Genomic DNA, 23,096 nt, shown 5'->3' with positions numbered 1-23,096 from the left:
TTTTGTAAGGGGTTAAGGCAAGTTATTATGCTTGGGTTGACCTATAAGTTTTAATGTAAAGCTAGTTAATGAGCATGTATTAGAACGGATATGTTATATGTCATCTGTGAACTCTCACGGATGACATTTTTTTTATTTTTATGAATAGCTAAACCTTTCTTACGAAAACACCGATATAAGAGAAGTAACATATTGAAAAGGCTGAAAAGTAGGACTTGTGCCGCAGATTAATCAGGGCAAAGGACAGAGGACCGGTAGGTTATTCATATAAAAATAAAACCAAGTATTTCCATTAAAAGAATTTTAAATGTTTTATTTGAATTTATTATACAAGTGAAGTATGAGGAAAAATTGCACAAATGCGCAATATGTTGATTTTTAGAAAAGTGAGCAACCATTAAATGTTTCCCAGATATAAATTAGAAAGAGTAAACGTAATTGTTAAGAAAGTGTTGAGGAAGAAAAGGGGTTCAGATGATTTTTTGACGAGGAATGATCAAGTGATGCAGAAGTAACTTCTTATAAGAGACGCTTTCTAGTAGCTATAAACCTTAATATGGCGGTAAAAAATACTAAAGATAACAAATAGTCAAGCTTCCAAAATAGCTCTGATTATGTCTCACCTTGTGAGAAACAGCGATTAACAGTTTCACAATAATTTTAAAAATGTTTAAGCTAGTTTTTCAACATTGTTAACACATTTTTGATTTGGGACTGAATATTTACGAAAAAATTCATAATTTACTGAAAACACACAAAAAGCTCTCTCTTTCAGAAAAGATAGGGCTTTTTTCTTATTGTAATATATCCCAAACTCGAAGAAACTTATGTTATACGACAACATCAGAGTTAATTCTACCAAAGTCCTAGAAAAACGCATAAAGACGAATGTTTTTGTCGAAAAAACATAAGTGATTTCGCGTAAAAAGATTCAATCTTTTTCCATAAATTCTAAAGAGAGGAGGGATATCGTGAATCTTTTAAATGATATCAGCTTTAAAAGATTGCAAGGTGCACTCGATGCGTCAAATATCAGACAACGAACGATTGCTGACAACATCGCAAATGCCGATACCCCGTATTTCAAGCGCTCAGACGTTTCTTTTGAAGAAATGCTGAAGGAACAGATGAACGGTGATCTGCCTGTTCTCAAAGGTAAAGTAACGGATCCAAGGCATTTTGTCATAGGTCCTTCCTCTTCCATACCAACGCCAGTAGTTAATATGGACCAGTCCACTTCTATGAATAACAACCAGAATAACGTGGATATTGATCGAGAAATGAGCCTTCTGGCGGACAATCAATTGCGTTACAACGCTTATATCCAGCAAGTAAACGAACAGATTAAAATGATGCGAATCGGCGTAGAAGGGAGATAACATCGTTGAATATTAGTAACAGTTTTGGAATCAGTGCTTCAGCTCTAACAGCTCAACGGTTACGAATGGACGTCATCTCATCCAACATTGCAAACGCGGAAACAACGCGCGCGAGCGTGGTTAACGGGGTTGCAGTTCCTTACAAAAGGAAAATGGTTGTAATGGAGCCGAATAAATCGTCCTTCAGTACGATGCTGCAAAATCAGATGCAGGGTGGAGGAGCGGGGAACGGTGTCAGAGTAACCGAGATCAAAGAGGATCCGTCACCACTGAAGCCCGTCTATGATCCGACTCATCCTGACGCAAACGCAGAAGGTTATGTATACATGCCGAATGTGGATATTGCAAAAGAAATGGTCGATATGATCTCGGCTTCACGTTCTTACGAGGCTAACGTTACAGCACTGAATTCAACCAAAGCGATGATTCAAAAAGCTTTGGAGATCGGAAGATCTTAATCTGTTGCATCCTTCGACAACAATTGAAACCAAGAGATAAGGGGAGGGACATTCATGATTCAGAATAATATGTTTAACATTCAAGGCGCCCAGCAGTTGCAGATGAAGAGCACTGTTGAAAATAAACCTTCCACACCCGCCGAGAGTATTCAGAGCTTCGGTACATATTTACAAAATGCGCTGGGGTCTGTCGCTGCACAGGAGTCTCAAGCGCATGAAATGTCTAATCAATTTTTAATCGGCAAGGCGAATGTAGATCAGGTGATGATTGCATCAGAACAAGCCTTGTTAAGTCTGCAACTGACCTCTCAGGTTCGAAACAAAGTGGTTGAAGCATATCAGGAGATTATGCGCACGCAATTATAAGACACACTTGCGCAGGCAATAGCGCTGATCATTACGACAAGCAGCTGCGATGCTGCTCCTCACGCAGGCCAATGGAACGCTAAGGCCTTGTGTAAGGACAGACTAAGCAAAGTTTCGGATGGGGTGACAGAGTGAATGAGAGAATTGCCCAGTACAGGGACAAGGCATCACAGTACTGGAACAGCTTTAGCAAGAAGCAAAAAACATTATTTATTTCAACCTTCCTTTTTCTGATTTTGGCAGCAGTCGTTCTGACGATGCAGTTATCCAAAACAGAATATGAAGTTGCGTTCACTGATTTAAATGCAAGTGATTCAGCGGGTGTAATCAACTATCTGAATTCTTCCAATATTCCTTACAAACTAAGCGCGGATGGAAAAAGTATCTCTGTGCCCAGTACAGATGTAGCGCTGACAAAAGTGAATATCGGATCGCAAGGTATCATTCAAAATGGTTCACTTGGTTATAAAGCATTTGAAAGTTCTTCATCGCCTATTGGCATGACGGACAAAGAGTTTGATGTGAAGTACAACAATGCATTAAACGGAGAAGTTGAAAAGTTACTTGAGCGCATGCAGGGAATTCAGGATGCTAAAGTGCTTGTTAACATGCCGAAAGATAACATCTTTGCAGGTCTCGAAGAACAAGACAAAGCTTCGGCCTCTGTAGCATTGCAGTTCAAACCTGGTTATCATCCGAACCAAGCAGCTGTAGACGGATACTTTAATTTGGTTAAAACGGCTGTGCCAAACCTGCCGATTGAAAATATCACCATCACCAATACGGATGAGGCTGAGCTCATTCCGACGGCTCGTGGTGGCAGTGGCGGGTTGTCATCAGAAGTTCAAGAAAATATGGCTTTACAGAAAAAGTTTGAAAGTGATGTGCGAAACAACGTTAAACAGTTTCTTTCTCAGATCGTGGGTGAGGATAAAGTTAACGTGCTCGTAGCCTCCAAATTGAATTTTGATAAGGTGACCAGCAAAGAGAACATGGTTACACCTGTCGATCAAGAGAACATGAAGGGCATCGAGATCAGCGTGCAACAAATTCAAAAAAGCTATACCGGAGGAGCTACACCTTCCGGTGGTGTTGCAGGAACCGGTCAACAGGACGTTCCGGGTTATCCTTCCTCGGATACGAACAGCAACGGAAATTCGGAGGAATCCTCCAGTACAATTAACTATGAAGTTAATCGTATTGCCAGAGATATTGTTCAAAGCCCATATACTGTAAAAGATTTAACCATTAACGTCGCTGTTGAACCGCCTGCAGGACAAACTGAATTACAGCAACCGGTTAAGGATGCGATTGAAAACATTCTGGTTAACATCGTCCGCGCGTCTTTGGCAGATTCAGGAACTACAATAACGGATGCAGATTTGACTAAGAAAGTTTCAGTCATGTCACAAGGGTTCGCAACGGCTGCCGATACCAATAAGGGCTTCCAGCTTACACCTGCAATGATGTGGGGTGGCGGAGCATTGATTGCAGCATTGATTGCTACAGTCGTGATCTTGTTAGTGCGTCGTCGTCGTAAACAAAATGAAATTGAGGAAGAAGAGGATATCCCGCTTCCAGTTGCAACAGAGTTCCCGTCCATAACATTGGACAGTGTGACGAACGAAAGTCAAGTGCGCAAACAATTGGAGAGTTTGGCGAAGAAAAAGCCGGACGAATTCGTCAATCTGCTGCGTACGTGGCTGGCTGACGAATAGAGGTGAACACATTGGCAAAAGCAGGAAGTCAAACATTGACTGGCAGACAAAAAGCAGCAATTTTGTTAATTACATTAGGTCCCGAAGTGTCAGCTCAAATCTTCAAGCATTTACGTGATGAGGAAATCGAGCAACTAACTTTGGAAATCGCCAATGTGCGAAAGGTGGATGCTTCGGAGAAAGACCTCATTATGTCCGAGTTCCATCAGATTTGTTTGGCACAAGAGTATATCTCTCAAGGCGGTATCAACTATGCCAAGGAAATTTTGGAGAAGGCGCTCGGCTCCACCAAAGCGCTTGAAGTTATTAATCGTTTGACCGCTACACTGCAAGTCAGACCGTTTGATTTTGCGCGTAAAGCAGATCCGAACCAGATATTGAACTTTATTCAGAATGAAAGTCCGCAAACGATCGCTCTGGTCTTGTCCTATTTGCAATTTGAACAAGCCGCGGCTATTCTGTCTTCTCTTCCTCAAGAGAAGCAAGCGGATGTCGCTCGCAGAGTAGCGGTAATGGACAGCACTTCACCGGAAGTTATTTCACAGGTGGAGCGTGTACTGGAGCAGAAGCTGTCATCTACAGTAACGCAGGACTACACGAATGCGGGTGGTATTGAATCTATCGTTCAGATTTTGAATGGCGTCGATCGGGGGACAGAACGTACAATTTTGGATTCCCTCGAAATTCAGGATCCGGAGCTGGCAGAAGAAATCAAAAAACGCATGTTCGTTTTCGAAGATATTGTCAATGTGGACGATCGTTCCATTCAACGTATTATCCGGGATATCGACAATGCCGATCTGCAGCTTGCACTCAAAGTGGCAAGCGAGGAAGTTCGGGAGGCGGTGTTCCGAAATATGTCCAAACGGATGTCCGAAACATTCAAGGAAGAGATGGAATTTATGGGACCTGTGCGGTTGCGTGATGTGGAGGAAGCTCAGACACGTATCGTAGGTACAATCCGCAGACTGGAAGAAGCCGGTGAGATCATTATCGCACGTGGCGGAGGAGATGATATCATTGTCTAATTTGATTAAATCTTTCCAGTATGTTCCTGTCGAAGACCATAAAAGGCTCGAAAATCATCACTACTATGGTAGTGATGAAGAGTCCGGATTAGATGGGGATGGCGCTGCAGTTTCCGAAGCAGAAGTGCTTCGTGCACGAGTGGATGAAGAGACGGAACGTCTCACTGCCGAGATGCTGGAGGATGCCAAGGAGTTTGCAGAAAAGCAGGTGCGTGATGCTTCGGAAGAAGCAGAACGAATGCTTCAGGAAGCCCGGGAACAGATTGAACGCTGGTGGCAGGAACAACGAGAGCAGGATGAGCATCTGACCGAGGCTCTGCGATCTCAAGGTTTCCAGCAAGGGTTTGAAGAAGGACGAGCACAAGCTGAAGAGGCGCTCCAGGTGAAGATCGAAGAGATGATGAAAGAAGCACAAGAGGTGCTTCAGGAAGCGTATGTTGCCAAAGAACAGATTATTCAGGAAGCAGAGCCCTTCCTTGTTGAACTGGCGTGCGGCATTGCCGAGAAGGTCATTGACAAGCAACTGACGGTAGAGCCTGATCAAACACTCGAACTGATACGTCAGAGTTTATCGAGAAAAAGAGAACAGGGACAGATTACACTTTGTGTAGCACCTGAACAGTTTTCTTTTGTACAAGCTGCACGGGAAGAACTGGCTCTCTCCATTGATTCGCAAGCGGAGTTGCAGATTCTACCAGATGCAACGGTGAAGGATAAAGGATGTGTGATCCGTTCTTCCTTCGGGAGTGTTGACGCCCGGATTGATACACAGCTTGCCGAGATAAAAAAAGAGCTGATCCGCCTGGCACTTGAGGATGAGGAGCGAAGACATCAACATGAAGGTTCTTAGTTCACAGCGTTATATGGAGCACCTAAGGCAATTTGATCCTGTTCGGATTAACGGCAAAGTGACTCAGGTGATAGGGCTGATGGTGGAATCCGAAGGCCCTGATGCCAGCATCGGCGATGTCTGTTACATCTACCCTGGAAAATCTGCCAAGCCGCTTCAAGCTGAGGTTGTGGGGTTCAGGGATAACAAAGTGCTGCTAATGCCGCTTGGAGAGCTTCAATCTATTGGACCTGGCTGTGACGTTGTAGGGACGGGGAAGCCTCTCGGAGTGCAGGTGGGCTCTGAGCTTCTCGGCAAGGTTCTGGATGGACTTGGACAACCGCTTGATGGTTCGCTGTTACCTTCCAGAATGCCGATGTACTCTACCTCGAATACACCCGTAAATCCGATGGACCGCCCGCGTGTCCTTGAAACGATGAGTGTGGGTGTCCGAGCAATTGACGGCTTGCTAACAGTAGGCAAAGGGCAGCGGGTTGGTATTTTTGCAGGTTCGGGTGTTGGTAAAAGTACATTAATGGGTATGATTGCCCGGAATACCGCAGCCGATGTCAATGTGATCGCACTTGTCGGAGAGCGTGGGCGTGAGGTTCGGGATTTTATTGAGCGGGATCTGGGTCCGGAAGGTCTGGAGCGTTCTGTAGTTATTGTGGCAACATCAGATCAGCCTGCCTTGATCCGAATCAAGGGGGCCGTTATTGCAACGACGATTGCGGAATATTTCCGGGATCGGGGCATGAATGTCATGTTAATGATGGATTCGGTAACTCGTTACGCCATGGCGCAGAGGGAAGTTGGTTTGGCTGTAGGCGAACCGCCTGCAATGAGAGGTTATACTCCTTCGGTATTTGCAAGTCTGCCTAAACTTCTGGAACGTGCAGGCACAGGACCAACGGGTTCAATTACAGCATTTTATACTGTACTAGTCGACGGGGATGACATGAATGAACCGATTGCAGATGCGGTCCGTGGGATACTGGATGGTCACATTGTGTTAAATCGTGCGATCGCGAACAAGGGTCATTTTCCTGCAATAGATGTGCTTGCCAGCATCAGTCGTGTCATGAAGGACATTGCACCTGAAGAACAGATTGATGCGGTAAACAATATGAAACGTCTCATGGCTGTGTATAAGGAATCAGAGGATTTGATCAACATCGGAGCTTACCAGCGTGGATCGAATGCCGCGATAGATGAGGCCATGGATCAGATTGATCATATTTGGGAGTTTACGAAGCAGAAGGTTGATGAAAAGACAACGTTAAGTGAGGTACAGGAGCGGTTGATTCTGGAGTTCGCAAGGAGATGAATGGGTAAACGATGAAATTTCGATATCATTTCCAGAAGGTTGTTGACCTGAAGAGCAATGAGAAGACACAGGCAGAGTGGATGTTATCTTCAGCCATTGGCAAATTGCAAACAGAAGAAGAGCATCTGATGCAACTAATTAATGATCGGAACAGTCTGATGGACATCATTCAATCTTCTGCAGAGAGTTGTGCATCAGCGTCCAGTTTGCAGGAGCTGCAGCGTTATGCATATCATCTGGACGAATGTATTTCACGGAAGAGCAGTGATGTCAAGCATGCTCAGGTGAATGTGCAACGGAATCAGACCTTTCTGAATGGCAAAGTAATAGACGAAAAAGTGTGGCTTGGAGCGAGAGATAAGGCCAAAATCAGATTTCAGCAGGAGATGCTCCTCAGGGAACAGAACGATCTGGACGAGATGGCTACTGTACGCTTCGCTGCCAAAGCCGGACGCGCGAACTGATATGTGAGCCGGACGCGAAGTTGTCTCGTGAAGGAGGAATAAACGGTGGCTGTAAAAGACACTGATATCGAAAAAGAATCCGGGAGTGGATGGGAAAAGTTTCTCATGATTTCCATTCCGATTGTATTTACAGTTGTATTGCTAGGTGTTCTGCTTACTCTTTTTAATGTAGATATTCGAAATAACGCACTTGAACTAGCCCAGAAAATACCTTTTGTGAAAAATTGGGTGCCCGATCCGGTGCTTGACCCGGAGAAAGAAAAACTAAAGAGCTCGGAAAAGCAGGTTGAGAGTGCCGAAGCGACGATAGAAAAGCTGAAGTCTCAAGTTACGGCCAAAGATGCAGAGATCAAAGCGGCCAAAGCTGCAGCAACTGCCGAAACACAGAAAACGGCTGATCTGCAAAAAAAACTGGATGATGCCAAAAAGGCTGCTGAAACGGCCGCGACGACAGAGCCAGAAGCGGAAAGTGATTATCAGAAGCAAATTAAAAGTTTAGCCAAAATGTATGCTGATATGAGCCCAAGCAAAGCTGCACCGATTTTGCAAAATATGACGAATGAAGAAATGGTGCAGATGTTAAGTGCGATGCAGTCCACGGCACGCACGAAGGTGCTGGAGAAAATGGACCCCAAAACCGCAGCCGATGTAACGATGATGATGAAGGATGCGAAACCTTCAGGCGATCTTGCCCTGGATGCACTGCAATCCCGACTGAAAAAGGAAACAGCTACCGCATCTGCAACAACATCGACCAACAGCAAAAATCTGGACAAAAACCAGTTAAGCCAAACCTTTGCTTCCATGTCTGCATCCAGCGGAGCGAAGCTGTTACTGGAAACATACAAAATAAGTCCAGACAAAACACTTACGATACTAAATTCTGTTAATGATGCAACTCGTTCACAACTGCTTGAAAACATGTCAAAGGAAGATTCGGTAGAGACCGCTAAAGTTTTGAATCGGTTGATGGGCAATAAGTAATGGTGAACGGTAGGGGAGGGAGGTGAAAAAATGTCACTCGTATTTCAGATGAACTCCACAGCTTCCACTACAAAAGCTGCGGGTTCAACTCAAGTGTCTGGTCCTAACTCCAAAGGTGCCGTTACCTCTGGTGGCGAGTTTTTGCAGACACTGGCAATGTCATTGGCTGGAGCAGGTGGGAATGGTGAAGGCACAGATACTGCAAATGGAGCGGCAAGCCAGAAGGCTAATCCGCTTGTGTTTACTTTTGCAACCGATAGTGAAGGAGAAAACTCTGCTCTAAGTGAGACGTTGAGTTCGTTGTTTGCCGATGCAGACAAACTGGATATTAGCGATAAGCTGAAGAAACTTTTTGGTGATCTGGATGCTTTGGAAGAAACTTTGGAAAATGACCCAGCCCTGCTCGCAGGTCTTCAAACGTTAATTCAACAGCTATACACCCTGTTAAATAAGGATTCGAACAACAAGCAGCAAGGTTCTACAAATGATAATGCTGATGACCAGGCTAATGCGGTTAAGTCTGCACCCGCCTTGGAACTCTCTCAACATCCAGCTGCTATACGTTTTGTCCTACAGGATATGCTGACTCAGCTTACAGCAGAAGTTCATAAACCGGATCGTTCTTTTTTGCAAGCTGCTCCTGAATTCAAGCAGCTGCTTGAACAACTGCAAGCTCAATTGAAGCAGGCGGGTGTTGAAACGGATGGTAAAAAGGGCTGGGCTGAGCTTAAATCAATCCTGAATGCGTCCAGTGCAATGAAAGAGCAGCCTGTTCAAACGGTGAATACGGATGATAAGGCGAATTCAGTTCAGACAGAGGCACAGATTCATAATACAGCTATCGTAACCGCTGGAGAGCTGTCCTTACGGAGCTCAGGTACAGCAGCAGGAAAACCGGCTGAGCCTGTAATGCAAGCCTCCCTTTTTGCTAAAGAGATGACGCAGTTTGTAGTAAACAAGCTGGATATTGTGCAGCAAAAAGGATTCTCCGAGGCTACGATCTCCCTTCGTCCTGAGCATTTGGGCAAATTGGATGTACAGATTACGTTGCAGAACGGGCAATTGGTTGCTCGCTTTATGACGGAGCATGTGATGGCTAAAGATATGCTGGAGCAACAGATGATGCAGCTGCGTTCATCGCTGCAATCTCAAGGAATTCAGGTAGAACGACTTGAAGTTACCCAGAACAGCTCACTTGGATCAGAGATGTATCAGGATGGCGGGCGTCAACAAGGAAGTCAGTCTCAGCAGCAACGGCGTTCCCGTGAACGTGCTGAACAGACCGATGAAGCTGTAAGCGCAGCAAGTCTTCAAGAAGAATTGCGCAACTGGCGTAGCGAGCAAGTGGAAGGTAGCGATGTGAAGCGTGATTCATTTAGTGCAGAGGCTTAAACAGGAATGAGGTGAATCTATGGCAAATGAATTTATTTCTACGAACAATGTTTGGCCCAATTACTCGGCTGCCAACAAAGCAACAACGAATCCTGCAACCAAAGAGCTGGGCAAGGATCAGTTTCTCAAAATTTTAATTACGCAGCTGCAGAATCAGGACCCGATGCAACCGATGGAAGATAAAGAGTTCATTGCACAAATGGCTCAGTTCAGTTCGGTGGAACAGCTGGTGAATATTTCATCGCAGTTAAAAACGTTGAATCAGTCACTTGGAGCTGTCTCTGGTATGATCGGCATGGAAATCAGCTGGCTTTCTGCAGATAAATCAGACAACGGTACACTGCGTCAAGGGATTGTTGACTCAATTATTGTACGAGATGGTGTGCAGTATGCCAAGGTAGGCAAGGACGAGATCAAGCTGGACGAGATTATTCAGGTGAATCGTGCAAAGCAGACTGACGGTACTGAAACATCTGTGCAGAATGTACAGAATAATGCTGAAAATTCAAGTGGCGCACATGGTGCTGATGGCAATGCGTCGGCAGCTACTAACGAGACGGGTAATGTCGAAGATCGTGAGCAAACGATATGAGTGATCGCATAACTGTTGGACACTTGTATGCAGGACGGGTTACTCCCGGGATTCTTCGAAAAAACCAAACGGGAGAGATTGCCAACGCTCCTACAAAACCTTTCGCAGAAGTTTTGGAAAGTAATCTGCTGAAGCTCAGTAATCATGCGGCTAAACGGTTGGAACAGCGTGGTATTGAGTTGAAATCAGAGCAGATGAAACAGATTGGCTCGGCACTGGACAAGGCTGCTGCCAAAGGAGCCAAAGAGTCTTTGATTTTGATGCAGGATATGGCTTTTATCGTCAATGTCAAAAATCGCACCGTAGTTACAGCCATGGACAGTGAAAGTATGAAAGATAACGTCTTCACTCAGATTGATAGTGCTGTAATTATTTCTTAACCGGCTGGCCCTTCTCGGGAGCCGGAATGCCGCTAACCGACTGATGCGGTAACCAAATTAAGACTGGGAGGATTTTGTAAAATGTTGAAATCAATGTACTCAGGCGTTTCCGGGATGCGGGGTTTTCAAACCAAACTAGATGTCATTGGTAATAATATTGCCAACGTAAATACCGTTGGATTTAAGGGAAGCCGAGTGATGTTCAAGGACATTATGAGCCAAACGACTGCGGGCGTAACTGCTCCGGGTGATACAAACGGTGGTGTCAATGCCAAACAAATTGGTCTAGGCGTCTCTGTAGGTTCCATTGACACATTACACCTGGCGGGCAGTCCAATGACTACGAATAATCCAACCGACCTGCGGATTAACGGAGATGGTTTTTTTCTGGTTCGTCTGAGTGAAGACCAGGAAGTGCCCTATTTGACTCGTGCGGGTGACTTCCATGTGGATGCTGCACGCAACCTGGTCACTTCTGACGGGTTGTTCGTGTTGGACAACGGTGGAGGAAACATAACGCTTGGGGATGATGTTGTTTCGTTTACGATTGGACAGGACGGAACGATTAATCAGACGATGGCTGACGGAACAATTCAGGCAGGAGCGCAGCTTGGTATTGGTAAAGTTGTCAACCCTTCGGGTCTGGAGAAAATCGGCGGCAATCTGTACCGTATGACAGCCAATGCCAATCCGGATGGGGCACTTGATCCAGTAACTGCCAACAGCACTGAAAATGGAACAGGAGCTATCATTGCTGGTCAGCTTGAGATGTCAAATGTAGATTTGACAAGTGAGTTTACCGAAATGATTGTTGCACAACGCGGATTCCAGGCCAACTCCCGGATCATTACAACGTCTGATGAAGTGCTTCAAGAGGTTGTTAACCTGAAACGTTAATAGCTGATTTATGAAAAGGTGGGGGAGCTTGCTCCTCCACTCTGATTGAGGGGGGTTAGCATGATTTCAGTTACGCGGTTAAATGGTTCTCCCATGTGGTTAAATGCGCTGATGGTCGAGATTGTAGAGGAGACGCCGGATACGTATATTACTCTGGTAACAGGAAAAAGGCTGATTGTGCTTGAAAAAGCCGATGAAGTGATTTCCAAGATCAAAGAATACAACCGTGAAATTGGAGTTCAGGCGGCCACGATTAAAGTGCAGCAAACGGAGGAGTCCTGATGAAAAAGATGATGCCCTGGATTGCAACTGCATTGCTTGCAATCACACTTATTGTGGTCGTAGTTTTTGTGGTTATCAAGTTACAGCCAGACAAGAACGACAATACACATACGGCGGCAGCAGCTGAAGAAAAAAAGATGACTGCGGATGAAATTGTAGAGGTGTCGTCAGAGCTGCCACAGATTAAAACGAATCTGGCTGATCCAGATCGTATTATTATGGTTAGTTTTTCATTCAAATTATCTGATAAAACCGCCAAAGAAGATTTTGAGAAAATTAAAAGCATCACTGTGAAGCCTATTATTATCCAGGCGCTTGCTGATACCAAGGCTGAGGAACTGAATACGGCCAAAGGCATGAAACAATTCAATGAGAAGCTGACAGGTCTAATTAATGAGGCGTTGCCTGAGCCAAATTTGAAAAGCACCAGCATTTCAGACATTGTGATAGCACCAATGTAATGAACAGAACACGCTGTAGACTTGTAAGGGGGTGAGGACATGGTGGATGTATTATCACAGAATGAGATTGACGCCCTTTTAGCAGCCCTTTCTTCAGGTGAAATGGACGCTGAGGAACTGAAAAAGGAAGAGACTCAGAAGAAAATCAGATCCTATGATTTTAAACGGGCAGTGCGTTTCTCCAAAGATCACATTCGAAGCCTGACTCGTATACACGAGAACTTTGCGCGCTTTCTCACCACTTATTTTTCGGCCCAGCTGCGGACGTTCGTTCAGATCAATGTCGTTCAGGTAGAACAGTTGCCTTATGATGAGTTTATTCGTTCTATTCCCAAAATGACGATTTTGAACATTTTCGAAGCAGAGCCATTACAGGGGAGAATGGTGCTGGAGGTTCACCCTAATGTGGGTTATGCCATGCTGGATCGTCTTCTGGGCGGTACCGGCAGTGCTCCGACTAAAATTGCCAGCATGACGGAGATTGAAACGACAATTATGGAGCGTATATTCAGCCGGGCTTTTGAAAGTTTACAGGAAGCGTGGAAAACGGTACTGGATATTTCGCCAAGATTGGAAGCGCTGGAGACGAATCCGCAGTTTATGCAGATTGTGTCGCCCAATGAGACGATTGCCTTGATCTCACTTAGCACCAAAATTGGTGACACTACGGGCATGATCAATTTATGTATACCACATGTCGTTCTTGAGCCTATTATGTCCCGGTTATCAACACATCAGTGGTTTGTTTCGGAGAAGAAAACAAGAGCTCCGGAGGAATATGAGGCGTTGAAATCACGTGTGAATAAAGCCAAATTACCGATTGTAGCCGAGCTTGGCGAATCCAGAATTTCGATTGCAGAATTTTTGGGATTATCGGTTGGCGATGTGATCACGCTGAATAAACCGGTAGAAGAGGGGCTTTCCATCAAAGTTGGTGACAGACTGAAGTACATTGGTAGTCCGGGGACGATAAAGGACCGTGTGGCTGTGCAAATAGATCAAATTGTCACCGAAGGAGTTGAAGAATTTGACGAGTAAGGATTACTTATCCCAGGAAGAGATCGACGCGTTACTCAGGCAATCTGAATCCATAACCAGTTCAGAACCAGCTCAGAAGACGGTAGATGATTTTCTGACAGAGCTTGAACAGGATGCCTTGGGTGAAATTGGTAACATCACATTTGGCAGTGCCGCAACAGCGTTATCTACGCTGCTGGGTCTCAAGGTAGATATTACAACACCTAAAGTGTCGATTATTAGCCGAACACAGTTTGAAGAAGCTTTTCCTAAACCGCATGTTGCTGTTCATGTGAACTATGTTGATGGATTCGAGGGCATTAACTCTTTGGTTATCAAAAAGAGGGATGCACAGATCATTGCCGATCTGATGCTTGGCGGTGAAGGGAATCCGGCCGACGAAGAGCTGAACGAAATTCATATCAGTGCGGTCCAGGAAGCGATGAATCAGATGATGGGCTCTTCGGCTACATCGATGTCGACCATCTTTAACCGATTTGTTAATATTTCGCCTCCAGGGATTGATATTCTCAACTTGGAAAGTGGAGAGGGTGTCACCAATCTGCCACCAGATGAAACACTCATTCAAGTTTCGTTTCGTCTGTTAGTTGGTGATCTGATTGATTCCAATCTGATGCAGCTACTTCCTGTGCATTTCGCTAAAAATATGGTGGATATGTTGATAGGAGGTGCTCAAGAGTCTACAGCCAGTGCACCTGTTGCTTCAACTCCAGAGCCTGCGCCTGCACCCGTTGCGACTCCAGCTCCAACACCGCCGCCGGTTATGGAGCAGCAACCGCCGCCAGTTCAGCACGAGGCGCCTCCACAGGCTCCACAGCAGCCTGTTCCCGATTATGGTGGATATGGACAAGCTCCGATGGGAATGCCCCCACAGCAGCCATACGGAATGCCTCCACAGCAGCCATATGGAATGCCTCCAGAGCAACCTTATGGTGTCCCTCAACATTACGGTGGTGCACCGAATAGAAATGTGAATGTACAGCCTGTTCAATTTGCAAATTTCCAAAATGGGACTTTTGGTCAGGTAGACGAGAACAATTTGAATTTATTGATGGACATTCCCCTTAAAGTCACCGTAGAATTAGGGAGGACCCAGAAGCAAATTAAAGATATATTGGAACTATCACAAGGTTCGATTGTCGAACTGGATAAGTTAGCGGGAGAACCTGTCGATATTTTGGTCAATAACAAATTGATCGCCAAGGGAGAAGTTGTTGTTATCGACGAGAACTTTGGTGTTCGTGTTATAGATATCGTAAGCCAATGGGACCGAATTCAAAAATTACAATAAGCACAATTTAGGGAGGACTTGAATCAAGATGGCAAACCGAATTTTAGTCGTAGACGACGCTGCATTTATGAGAATGATGATCCGGGACATTTTGTCCAAAAATGGGTATGAGGTTGTTGGAGAAGCACCAGACGGAGCACAAGCTGTTGAAAAGTTTAAAGAGCTTCGCCCTGACCTGATCACAATGGATATTACGATGCCTGAGATGGACGGAATCGCCGCATTGAAAGAGATTAAAAAAATTGATGCGAATGCAAAAGTAATTATGTGCTCTGCGATGGGCCAGCAAGCAATGGTTATTGATGCAATTCAGGCTGGTGCGAAAGACTTCATCGTTAAACCGTTCCAATCTGACCGGGTTATCGAAGCGATCAGCAAAACACTGGGCGCTTAATAAACATGATGATGGCTCTGGGTGATTCTCCAGAACCAGCTGGCGCAGGAATCAATTACTATCTACAGCTTGTATGGGTGATTGTTGTCCTGGCCGTCATCCTGGTTCTGATTGTTTATTTGATCCGATTCCTCAATAAAAGGAATCAGCAATGGTTCCGAAGCGGAACGATTCGTATTATGGGCGGGGTCGGTCTGGGACAAAACAAGTCGCTGCAAATTATCGAGATTGGCGGAAACGTTTATCTGATTGGTGTGGGCGAAAACATACAGCTGCTGGATAAAGTTTCGGATATGGATGAAGCGAAGCGAATAATTGATTCGTTTGAACAGGATGCTGCTGCACAGCAAGGGAGCCTTTCGCCTATCATTGCCAAACTAGCGAAACGTCTTCGTAAAGAAGAGCCGCCTCGGGAAATGGAGATTGAGGACACAGCTTCTTTTCATGAGATGTTTGAATCCAAACTTCGGCAGATGCCTAACCGTAAAGAGAAGATGGAGAAGCTCCTGGATCAAGACAATACTACAGATCGGTCGAGGGATTCATGAAGAAAAAGATTTGGTTAGCGTGTTGTTTCATAGGACTTATCAGTCTGGCATCTGTTACGGTGGCTTTTGCCGAGCCGATTCCTAACATTGATATCCAGATCGGGAACGGTGACGGAAGTGCGCCAAGTACAAGCTCATTATCTATTATTTTATTAATTACTGTGCTTAGTGTTGCGCCTGCCTTGCTGGTGCTGATGACCAGTTTTACACGAATTGTTATCGTGCTTGGCTTTGTACGGACCTCACTTGGAACACAACAGATGCCGCCGAATCAGGTCTTGGTTGGTCTTGCACTTTTTCTGACACTTTTCATCATGTCGCCTACTATCTCCTCTATAAATCAGGTTGCACTGCAGCCTTATCTTAAAGGGGATTTGACACAAACCCAGGCGCTGGAAAAAGCAGCAGATCCGATAAAGAAATTTATGTTCACACATACGCGTGAAAAGGATCTCCTGCTGTTTATGAAATACAATCAGACAGAGAAGCCCAATTCGTATAAAGATATTCCGATTACGGTGATGGTACCGGCTTATGCAATTAGTGAGCTTAAAACAGCATTCCAGATGGGATTTATGATTTTTATTCCGTTTCTGGTGATTGATATTGTTGTTGCGAGTACACTCATGGCTATGGGTATGATGATGCTTCCACCGGTCATGATTTCATTGCCCTTCAAAATACTGCTCTTTGTGCTGGTAGACGGATGGTATCTGGTAGTCAAGTCACTGTTGCTAAGTTTTAACACTTGAACCGGAGAGTTAAAGGAGGACGGTCATGACTTCGGAATTTATTATCGGTCTGGCCGGAAAAGCAGTATATACGTCATTGCTGGCCAGTGCACCCATGCTTATACTAGCTCTGGTTGTAGGACTCATTATTAGTATTTTCCAAGCTACAACTCAAATTCAGGAGCAGACGCTGGCATTTGTGCCAAAAATTATCGCTGTACTGCTGGCGGTGCTTATGTTTGGTCCGTGGATTTTGAACATACTTGTCGATTTTACGTATAACATACTCGATAACTTATACAGATACATAGGGTAGGCTTTAGCTGATGGAGACATTATTGCAAAGTTTCCCTGTTGCTCTGCTTATGTTTTGTCGAATTGCATCATTTTTTGTAACCGCACCCGTTTTTTCTGCTCGAAATGTGCCCACATCGTTTAAAGTAGGTATATCCGCCTTTGTTACGTTGACGGTATATATGACTTTTGGCATACATCAAACGGTTCCAGCGGATTTGAGCTACATTTTGCTGGTTATCAGAGAAATTCTTATAGGTTTGCTACTTGGATTTACAGCTTATCTGCTGATGACAGCCGTACAGACTGCTGGGGCATTTATTGATATCCAGATTGGTTTTGGTATAGCAAACGTATATGATCCGATGACAGGGGCATCTGCTCCGCTTACAGGTAACTTTAAATACGCATTTGCTGTGCTCTTATTTCTGACCATGAATGGTCATCATTATCTGCTGGATGGCATTGTGTATAGCTACAGGTGGATACCATTGTCCAATTTGTTTTTCTTGAGATTGGCTAATGGAAGTGTTGCAGAGTTTCTTGTCCGTACATTGGGAGAATCGTTTATGCTTGCTTTCCAGATGGCCGCTCCGATTGTTGTTGCGTTGTTCCTGACGGATGTGGGGCTGGGGTTTCTAGCCAAAACCGCACCACAGTTTAATGTATTTGCTGTAGGTATGCCGCTTAAAGTGCTCGTTGGAATTGCGATTTTGCTTTTGCTGGTGCCTAGCTTTGCCTTTGTGTTTGGCCAATTGTTCGAGGTGATGTTCCGGTCGATGGAAAAACTGCTTGGAACGATCGGACAAAGGCCGGTATGAGTGAAACGGAGGACAGGATTCACATGAAATTTCAACTCGACCTCCAGTTGTTTTCAGGGGAGAAGACAGAGAAGGCTACTCCGAAAAAACGGCAGGATACACGGAAAAAGGGCCAAGTCGTCAAAAGCATGGAGTTATCGGGAGCATCGATTCTCCTGTTTACTTTTCTAGTCATGATGATGTTTAGCGATTTTTATAAGGAACGAATGGTTAGATTGTTTACGGATATCTTTATCAATCGGCTAAGTATGGAGATTACCGAAGGAAATGTAATGGAATTAATGATGCGTTACGGAATCGAAGTGATGCTCCTGCTTGCTCCTGTGCTACTTGGTGCAGCATTGATTGCATTAATAGTGAATTACATGCAAGTCGGTTTTCTTTTAATTGGTGAGGGCTTAAAGCCTAAGCTGGAGAAGCTAAATCCTATTAAAGGATTTAAAAATATCTTTTCACTTCGTTCACTTGTGGAATTTGCAAAGTCTGTACTGAAAATGACGATTATCGGCTATCTTGTGTACAGCACAATTACCAGTTATCAAGCAGAAATTGCTTCGTTATCTCATTTTTCAATGGACGCTATACTGCAGTTCGCCGCTTCAATTACATTAAATCTTGGTATCAAAATTGCTGTTGCACTGCTTGTGCTGGCGATCTTCGACTATATGTACCAGAAGTTTGACTATGAGAAAAATATACGTATGTCCAAGCAGGATATCAAGGACGAATATAAGAAAATGGAAGGCGATCCGCTGATCAAAGGTAAAATTCGGGAGCGTCAGCGTCGCATGGCTATGCAGCGTATGATGCAGGAAGTACCGAATGCCGACGTAATTATCACGAATCCGACTCACTTTGCCGTAGCGCTAAAGTATGAAGGTTCCGAGATGGAGGCCCCGCAGATTATTGCGAAAGGTCAGGATTACGTTGCTCTGCGTATCAAAGAAATTGCCAAAGAGCACGGCGTGATTACGATGGAAAACAAACCGCTGGCACGGGCATTGTTCCAGAGAGCCGAGATTGGCGACGCCATACCGGCCGATTTGTTTCAAGCGGTAGCTGAAGTGCTGGCTTACGTATATAAATTAAAGGGCAGAGTGAAATAAAAGGGATCGGAGGTCGTACATTCATTGAAAACAAAAGATTTAGCTGTCCTTGCGAGTATTATCGGCATAGTGTTGATGATGATTCTTCCGATCCCGGCCTGGTTACTGGATATGCTGCTCGTTGTCAACATTTCCATTGCCTTGATGATACTGCTTGTTGCCATGAACAGCAAAGAAGCATTGCAGTTTTCGATCTTCCCTGCGTTGTTGCTGATTACGACCTTGTTCCGACTGGCACTGAATATCTCGACGACCAAGCTGATTCTGGGTAAGGGAGATGCAGGCGCGGTTGTAGCAACCTTCGGAAGCTGGATTGCGGGTGGAGAAATAGCAATAGGTTTTATCGTGTTTTTGATTCTCGTTGTGGTTCAGTTTATCGTTATCACCAAAGGATCTGAGCGCGTTGCTGAAGTAGCGGCAAGATTTACGCTCGATGCCATGCCAGGTAAACAGATGAGTATTGATGCCGACTTGAATGCTGGGCTAATCAATGAACAGCAGGCTCGCGAGCGTCGATCCAAAATTGAACGCGAAGCCGATTTTTATGGAGCAATGGATGGTGCAAGTAAATTCGTCAAAGGGGATGCAATTGCAAGTATTATCATTCTCTTAATTAATCTGATTGGCGGCTTTATTATCGGTATGACCGTTCATGGTCTCGATTTTGCAACATCACTTTCTACCTATTCGGTACTGACAATCGGTGACGGATTGGTTAGTCAAATTCCCGCACTCCTTATTTCAACGGCGGCGGGGCTAATTGTTACCCGGGCTTCATCGGAAGGCAACCTGGCAGATGATATTACGAGCCAGCTGTTTACATATCCGATACTGATCTATATTGTAGCTTTTGTTATCGCGATGCTGGGTTTCTTCACACCAATTCATATTATTACAACGTTGCCGCTGGCAGGCATGCTCGCCTTTGCCGCCTGGAGAATGCAGAATAATCTGAATCTCAAACAGGAAGCGGAGGAGCAGCTGGAAGAAGAGCAGCAGATTGAAGAGGTTAGAAGTCCTGAAAGTGTCATTAACTTGCTTCAGGTGGATCCCATTGAATTTGAGTTTGGATATGGCTTGATCCCGCTTGCTGATAATCAGCAAGGAGGAGACTTGCTTGACCGGATTATCATGATTCGGAGACAATGCGCTCTGGAGTTGGGGCTGGTCGTTCCTGTTATTCGCATCCGGGATAACATTCAGCTCAGGCCGAACGAATATGTTATCAAAATTAAGGGAAATACGGTTGGCGGTGGCGAACTGCTTCTCAATCATTACCTGGCGATGAGCCCAGGGTATGATGAGGAGTCTGTAACAGGAATTGAGACGACAGAGCCTGCGTTTGGACTGCCGGCGTTATGGATTGATGAAGTAACCAAGGACCGGGCAGAACTTGCTGGCTATACTGTTGTTGATCCGCCGTCTGTAGTGGCGACACATCTTACAGAACTGATCAAGAAGCATGCTCATGAGCTGCTTGGAAGACAAGAGACGAAGGCGCTTGTGGATAACCTCAGAGAGAATTATGCCGCTCTTGTGGATGAGTTGATTCCTTCCGTTCTTTCGATTGGTGATGTACAGAAGGTTCTTGCCAAGCTGCTGCGTGAAAAAATATCCATACGTGATATGGTAACGATTTTTGAAACACTTGCAGATTACGGGACATACACAAAGGACCCTGATGTGCTGACCGAGTATGTGAGACAGTCATTGTCTCGTCAGATTACACAGCAGTTTTCTCAAAAAGGCGAAACGCTTCGAGTCATTACCGTTGGACCTGGACTGGAGAAGAAAATTGCTGAAAGTGTGCAGCAATCGGAGCAAGGTAGCTATTTGGCGCTGGACCCGGTGTCCACTCAAAGTGTTTACCAGAAGCTGAGTGAGCAAGTGAACCGTTTAATTCAATCGGGCCAACAACCCATCGTATTAACTTCTCCAACGATTCGAATGTATCTGCGTCAGGTTATTGAACGAACGATGCAGGATATTCCGGTGCTTTCCTACAGCGAACTGGAGCCGAATGTTGAAATTCAAAGTATCGGGGTGGTGAACTTATGAGAGTAAAACAATACGTTGTTGAGACCATGCCCGAAGCTATGCTTCAAATTCGCAAAGACCTGGGGAGCGACGCCGTCATTCTATCCACCAAAGAGATCAAGGTGGGTGGAGTGCTGGGAATGTTTCGTAAGAAGCGGATCGAGGTTGTTGCAGCAGTAGATAACGAACAGACAAAACAAGCAAAAAAAACATCTGCATCAACGGTTCGAAATTCATTTACACCAGTGCCTCGCGCATTTGTGCCTGAAGCGTATGCTCAAACTGCGCGTTCATTTGTCGTTGCTTCCGAGGACGAAGCGGTGGCAAACACAGTTGATCATAATACACAGGATAAACCAAATACGGTTCCAGTTGTGTCCAGATCAATTGATGTGAATGCACAGACGGATAAGGACTCTATTTCTTCGAGCAGTGAGCATAAACCGCGACCGCAAGGGGCGGATTTTTCGGGTTCAACTTCTACGAAGTCAGAGTCTGGTTCGGAACAACAGCAGGACAAGCTACTCAGTGAGCTTCAGGATCTGAAGCAAATGATGACCAAACTTTCCAGGCAGGGGACTTTGGTTGAGAGTTTTCCTGAGGCATTACAGAGCTGTCGTCAGCAATTGACAGAGCAGGAGATCTGGCCGGAAGTGTGGGAGTCCTGGCTCGAACCCATTCAGGAGCAGTTAGCTGAGGGTGAGATGGATGAGCGGAATATAGAGCAGGCATTGCAATCACAGGTCATCCGTTTTTTGAACGAGCGCATTCAGGAGGGCATTTTGCCAACGACCCGTATTGTGTATGTAGCTGGTCCAACAGGTGTTGGTAAAACAACAACAATTGCCAAGCTTGCTGCGGAGCAAATGTTTAAAAAACAACGTAAGGTCGGCTTCATAACCTCAGACACGTATCGAATCTCAGCAGTGGAGCAGCTCAGAACGTATGCGTCTATCTTGAATGTGCCGCTTGAGGTGGTGCAGTCTCCGGGGGATACCCAGCGTGCCATTTCCCGTCTAGCTCACTGTGATCTGATCTTTATGGATACAGCGGGCAGAAATTATAGAAATGAGCTGCTTGTGTCAGAGCTGCAAAGTCTGCTCGCTCCTGTAGAGCACAGCGAAACTTTTCTAGTGATGAGCATGACTGCCAAAAGCGCGGATATGGTGCAAATTACTGAACACTTCAGCAAATACGGTTTAGACAAAGTGATTTTCACTAAAATGGATGAAACAGGAACGTGTGGTCCGCTCTTCAACCTGCTTCATCGTTTTCCTCTCAAGCTTGCTTATGTGGCCAACGGTCAGAATGTGCCGGATGATCTGCTCAAGCCTGATGCAGAATGGCTGTGCAAGGCACTACTGGGAGAAGGAAAACAATGAAGGATCAGGCTGCGTCACTTCGAAGTATGGTCTCCGGACCTGAGGGAGGCAATGAAAGCAGAACAACCCCTCGTTCCTCCAAAATTATTACTGTAGCAAGCGGCAAGGGTGGGGTGGGCAAGTCCAACTTCACGTTGAATTTTGCACTAACACTGCACTCCCTGGGCAAGAAAGTGCTCGTTTTTGATGCGGATATTGGTATGGCGAATATTGATGTTTTGATGGGAACTAGGTCTTCCTATAATCTGTATCATCTTTTGTACCGACATAAAACTATAAGGGAAATCATACAACTTGGTGCAGACGGGCTTCCTTACATTGCAGGGGGGTCGGGGATGAAAGAGCTGTTCTCCTTGTCTGATCGTGATCTGGAGTTTTTCGCCAGTGAAGTAGAGGATATCGCACAGGAGATGGATTATGTCATTTTCGACACTGGAGCGGGTCTGTCCAAGGAAAATATGAGATTCATCGGCGCTGCCGATGAATGCCTGATTGTAACTACACCTGAACCGACTTCAATAACTGATGCTTATGCCTTAGTCAAAGTAATGCACAGCCAGGAGCACTCAACTCCCTTCCGTATGATCGTAAACCGGGTTGAAGACGAAAGGGAGGCGGAGCGTGTGGCAGACAAAATAGCTGGAGTAGCAAGCCGGTTCTTGCAGACCGATATTCCGCTCTTGGGTTATATATCGGAGGATGCACAGGTGATTACAGCGGTAAAGAAACAGATGCCCTATCGCCTGGCTTATCCAAACTGCAAAGCTTCCAAAGATATACAGAGGCTTGCCCTTCGTTATTTGGCTGTACCTGCAGCTTCGGAATCCGGAACCTTGTCAGGAATCAGGGGATTTATGAAAAAGTGGCTTAAACGAACAACATGATTTCTGAATAAAG

26 protein-coding genes are annotated in these 23,096 nt (G+C 45.2%); all 26 read left to right on the top strand.

Going from position 1 to position 23,096, the window contains the following annotated elements; translation table 11 throughout:
• Positions 1–971: 971 nt before the first annotated feature.
• Complete coding sequence (gene flgB / locus DFQ00_RS00690) at positions 972–1,379, top strand: flagellar basal body rod protein FlgB (RefSeq protein ID WP_110893169.1); 408 nt, start codon at positions 972–974, stop codon at positions 1,377–1,379.
• 5 nt (positions 1,380–1,384) lie between these two features.
• Positions 1,385–1,837, top strand: coding sequence for a flagellar basal body rod protein FlgC (gene flgC / locus DFQ00_RS00685; protein ID WP_110893167.1), 453 nt, complete (start codon positions 1,385–1,387; stop codon positions 1,835–1,837).
• A gap of 54 nt (positions 1,838–1,891) precedes the next feature.
• Positions 1,892–2,203: a flagellar hook-basal body complex protein FliE gene (fliE, locus tag DFQ00_RS00680; RefSeq protein WP_110893165.1), complete on the top strand. Its 312-nt coding sequence runs from the start codon at positions 1,892–1,894 to the stop codon at positions 2,201–2,203.
• A 131-nt stretch (positions 2,204–2,334) separates the two neighbouring features.
• Positions 2,335–3,921: a flagellar basal-body MS-ring/collar protein FliF gene (fliF, locus tag DFQ00_RS00675; RefSeq protein ID WP_110893163.1), complete on the top strand. Its 1,587-nt coding sequence runs from the start codon at positions 2,335–2,337 to the stop codon at positions 3,919–3,921.
• Positions 3,922–3,932: 11 nt separating this feature from the next.
• Entirely contained in the window at positions 3,933–4,949 is a 1,017-nt protein-coding gene (gene fliG, locus DFQ00_RS00670) for a flagellar motor switch protein FliG (RefSeq protein ID WP_110893161.1), read from the top strand.
• Positions 4,942–5,799: a FliH/SctL family protein gene (locus DFQ00_RS00665; protein WP_110893159.1), complete on the top strand. Its 858-nt coding sequence runs from the start codon at positions 4,942–4,944 to the stop codon at positions 5,797–5,799. The genes fliG and DFQ00_RS00665 overlap by 8 nt, the downstream gene beginning before the upstream one ends.
• Entirely contained in the window at positions 5,786–7,105 is a 1,320-nt protein-coding gene (gene fliI, locus DFQ00_RS00660; protein WP_110893157.1) for a flagellar protein export ATPase FliI, read from the top strand. Before DFQ00_RS00665 ends, fliI begins: the two co-directional genes overlap by 14 nt.
• 11 nt (positions 7,106–7,116) lie before the next feature.
• Entirely contained in the window at positions 7,117–7,569 is a 453-nt protein-coding gene (gene fliJ / locus DFQ00_RS00655; RefSeq protein ID WP_110893154.1) for a flagellar export protein FliJ, read from the top strand.
• Between the two features lie 45 nt (positions 7,570–7,614).
• On the top strand, positions 7,615–8,553 hold the full coding sequence (locus DFQ00_RS00650; RefSeq protein ID WP_110893152.1) for a MotE family protein: 939 nt from the start codon (positions 7,615–7,617) through the stop codon (positions 8,551–8,553).
• Positions 8,554–8,583: 30 nt separating this feature from the next.
• Positions 8,584–9,945: a flagellar hook-length control protein FliK gene (locus tag DFQ00_RS00645; RefSeq protein WP_110893150.1), complete on the top strand. Its 1,362-nt coding sequence runs from the start codon at positions 8,584–8,586 to the stop codon at positions 9,943–9,945.
• 19 nt (positions 9,946–9,964) lie between these two features.
• Positions 9,965–10,537, top strand: coding sequence for a flagellar hook capping FlgD N-terminal domain-containing protein (locus DFQ00_RS00640; RefSeq protein WP_110893148.1), 573 nt, complete (start codon positions 9,965–9,967; stop codon positions 10,535–10,537).
• Complete coding sequence (locus tag DFQ00_RS00635) at positions 10,534–10,917, top strand: TIGR02530 family flagellar biosynthesis protein (protein WP_110893146.1); 384 nt, start codon at positions 10,534–10,536, stop codon at positions 10,915–10,917. The genes DFQ00_RS00640 and DFQ00_RS00635 overlap by 4 nt, the downstream gene beginning before the upstream one ends.
• 81 nt (positions 10,918–10,998) lie before the next feature.
• The gene (gene flgG / locus DFQ00_RS00630) at positions 10,999–11,814 is read left to right on the top strand and encodes a flagellar basal body rod protein FlgG (RefSeq protein ID WP_110893144.1); all 816 of its coding nucleotides are present in this window, start codon (positions 10,999–11,001) and stop codon (positions 11,812–11,814) included.
• 60 nt (positions 11,815–11,874) lie between these two features.
• Positions 11,875–12,096, top strand: coding sequence for a flagellar FlbD family protein (locus DFQ00_RS00625; RefSeq protein WP_056700597.1), 222 nt, complete (start codon positions 11,875–11,877; stop codon positions 12,094–12,096).
• Positions 12,096–12,557: a flagellar basal body-associated FliL family protein gene (locus DFQ00_RS00620; protein WP_110893143.1), complete on the top strand. Its 462-nt coding sequence runs from the start codon at positions 12,096–12,098 to the stop codon at positions 12,555–12,557. The genes DFQ00_RS00625 and DFQ00_RS00620 overlap by 1 nt, the downstream gene beginning before the upstream one ends.
• A 39-nt stretch (positions 12,558–12,596) precedes the next feature.
• Entirely contained in the window at positions 12,597–13,595 is a 999-nt protein-coding gene (gene fliM, locus DFQ00_RS00615) for a flagellar motor switch protein FliM (RefSeq protein WP_110893141.1), read from the top strand.
• The gene (gene fliY / locus DFQ00_RS00610; RefSeq protein ID WP_110893139.1) at positions 13,585–14,886 is read left to right on the top strand and encodes a flagellar motor switch phosphatase FliY; all 1,302 of its coding nucleotides are present in this window, start codon (positions 13,585–13,587) and stop codon (positions 14,884–14,886) included. The genes fliM and fliY overlap by 11 nt, the downstream gene beginning before the upstream one ends.
• Positions 14,887–14,914: 28 nt before the next feature.
• Positions 14,915–15,280 (top strand): response regulator, encoded by a 366-nt coding sequence (locus DFQ00_RS00605; RefSeq protein WP_090923862.1) that lies wholly within the window; start codon positions 14,915–14,917, stop codon positions 15,278–15,280.
• 11 nt (positions 15,281–15,291) lie between these two features.
• Positions 15,292–15,828 (top strand): flagellar biosynthetic protein FliO, encoded by a 537-nt coding sequence (locus tag DFQ00_RS00600; RefSeq protein ID WP_244213668.1) that lies wholly within the window; start codon positions 15,292–15,294, stop codon positions 15,826–15,828.
• Positions 15,825–16,580 carry a flagellar type III secretion system pore protein FliP gene (fliP, locus tag DFQ00_RS00595; RefSeq protein WP_110893136.1) on the top strand — a complete coding sequence of 252 codons (756 nt, stop codon included), beginning with the start codon at positions 15,825–15,827 and terminating at the stop codon, positions 16,578–16,580. The genes DFQ00_RS00600 and fliP overlap by 4 nt, the downstream gene beginning before the upstream one ends.
• A 25-nt stretch (positions 16,581–16,605) precedes the next feature.
• Positions 16,606–16,875, top strand: coding sequence for a flagellar biosynthesis protein FliQ (fliQ, locus tag DFQ00_RS00590; protein ID WP_110893134.1), 270 nt, complete (start codon positions 16,606–16,608; stop codon positions 16,873–16,875).
• A 10-nt stretch (positions 16,876–16,885) separates the two neighbouring features.
• Positions 16,886–17,674 carry a flagellar biosynthetic protein FliR gene (fliR, locus tag DFQ00_RS00585; RefSeq protein ID WP_110893133.1) on the top strand — a complete coding sequence of 263 codons (789 nt, stop codon included), beginning with the start codon at positions 16,886–16,888 and terminating at the stop codon, positions 17,672–17,674.
• Positions 17,671–18,780, top strand: coding sequence for a flagellar biosynthesis protein FlhB (flhB, locus tag DFQ00_RS00580; RefSeq protein WP_110893131.1), 1,110 nt, complete (start codon positions 17,671–17,673; stop codon positions 18,778–18,780). The genes fliR and flhB overlap by 4 nt, the downstream gene beginning before the upstream one ends.
• A 24-nt stretch (positions 18,781–18,804) precedes the next feature.
• Positions 18,805–20,838 (top strand): flagellar biosynthesis protein FlhA, encoded by a 2,034-nt coding sequence (gene flhA / locus DFQ00_RS00575; protein WP_110893129.1) that lies wholly within the window; start codon positions 18,805–18,807, stop codon positions 20,836–20,838.
• A complete protein-coding gene (gene flhF / locus DFQ00_RS00570; RefSeq protein WP_110893128.1) occupies positions 20,835–22,199 on the top strand; it encodes a flagellar biosynthesis GTPase FlhF in 1,365 nt (454 codons plus the stop codon). Before flhA ends, flhF begins: the two co-directional genes overlap by 4 nt.
• Complete coding sequence (locus tag DFQ00_RS00565) at positions 22,196–23,083, top strand: MinD/ParA family protein (RefSeq protein ID WP_110893126.1); 888 nt, start codon at positions 22,196–22,198, stop codon at positions 23,081–23,083. Before flhF ends, DFQ00_RS00565 begins: the two co-directional genes overlap by 4 nt.
• Positions 23,084–23,096 lie beyond the last annotated feature (13 nt).

Origin of the sequence: Paenibacillus barcinonensis, assembly GCF_003217495.1 — a bacterium.
Lineage (GTDB): Bacteria > Bacillota > Bacilli > Paenibacillales > Paenibacillaceae > Paenibacillus > Paenibacillus barcinonensis.
This window is presented reverse-complemented; position numbering and strand designations above follow the sequence as displayed.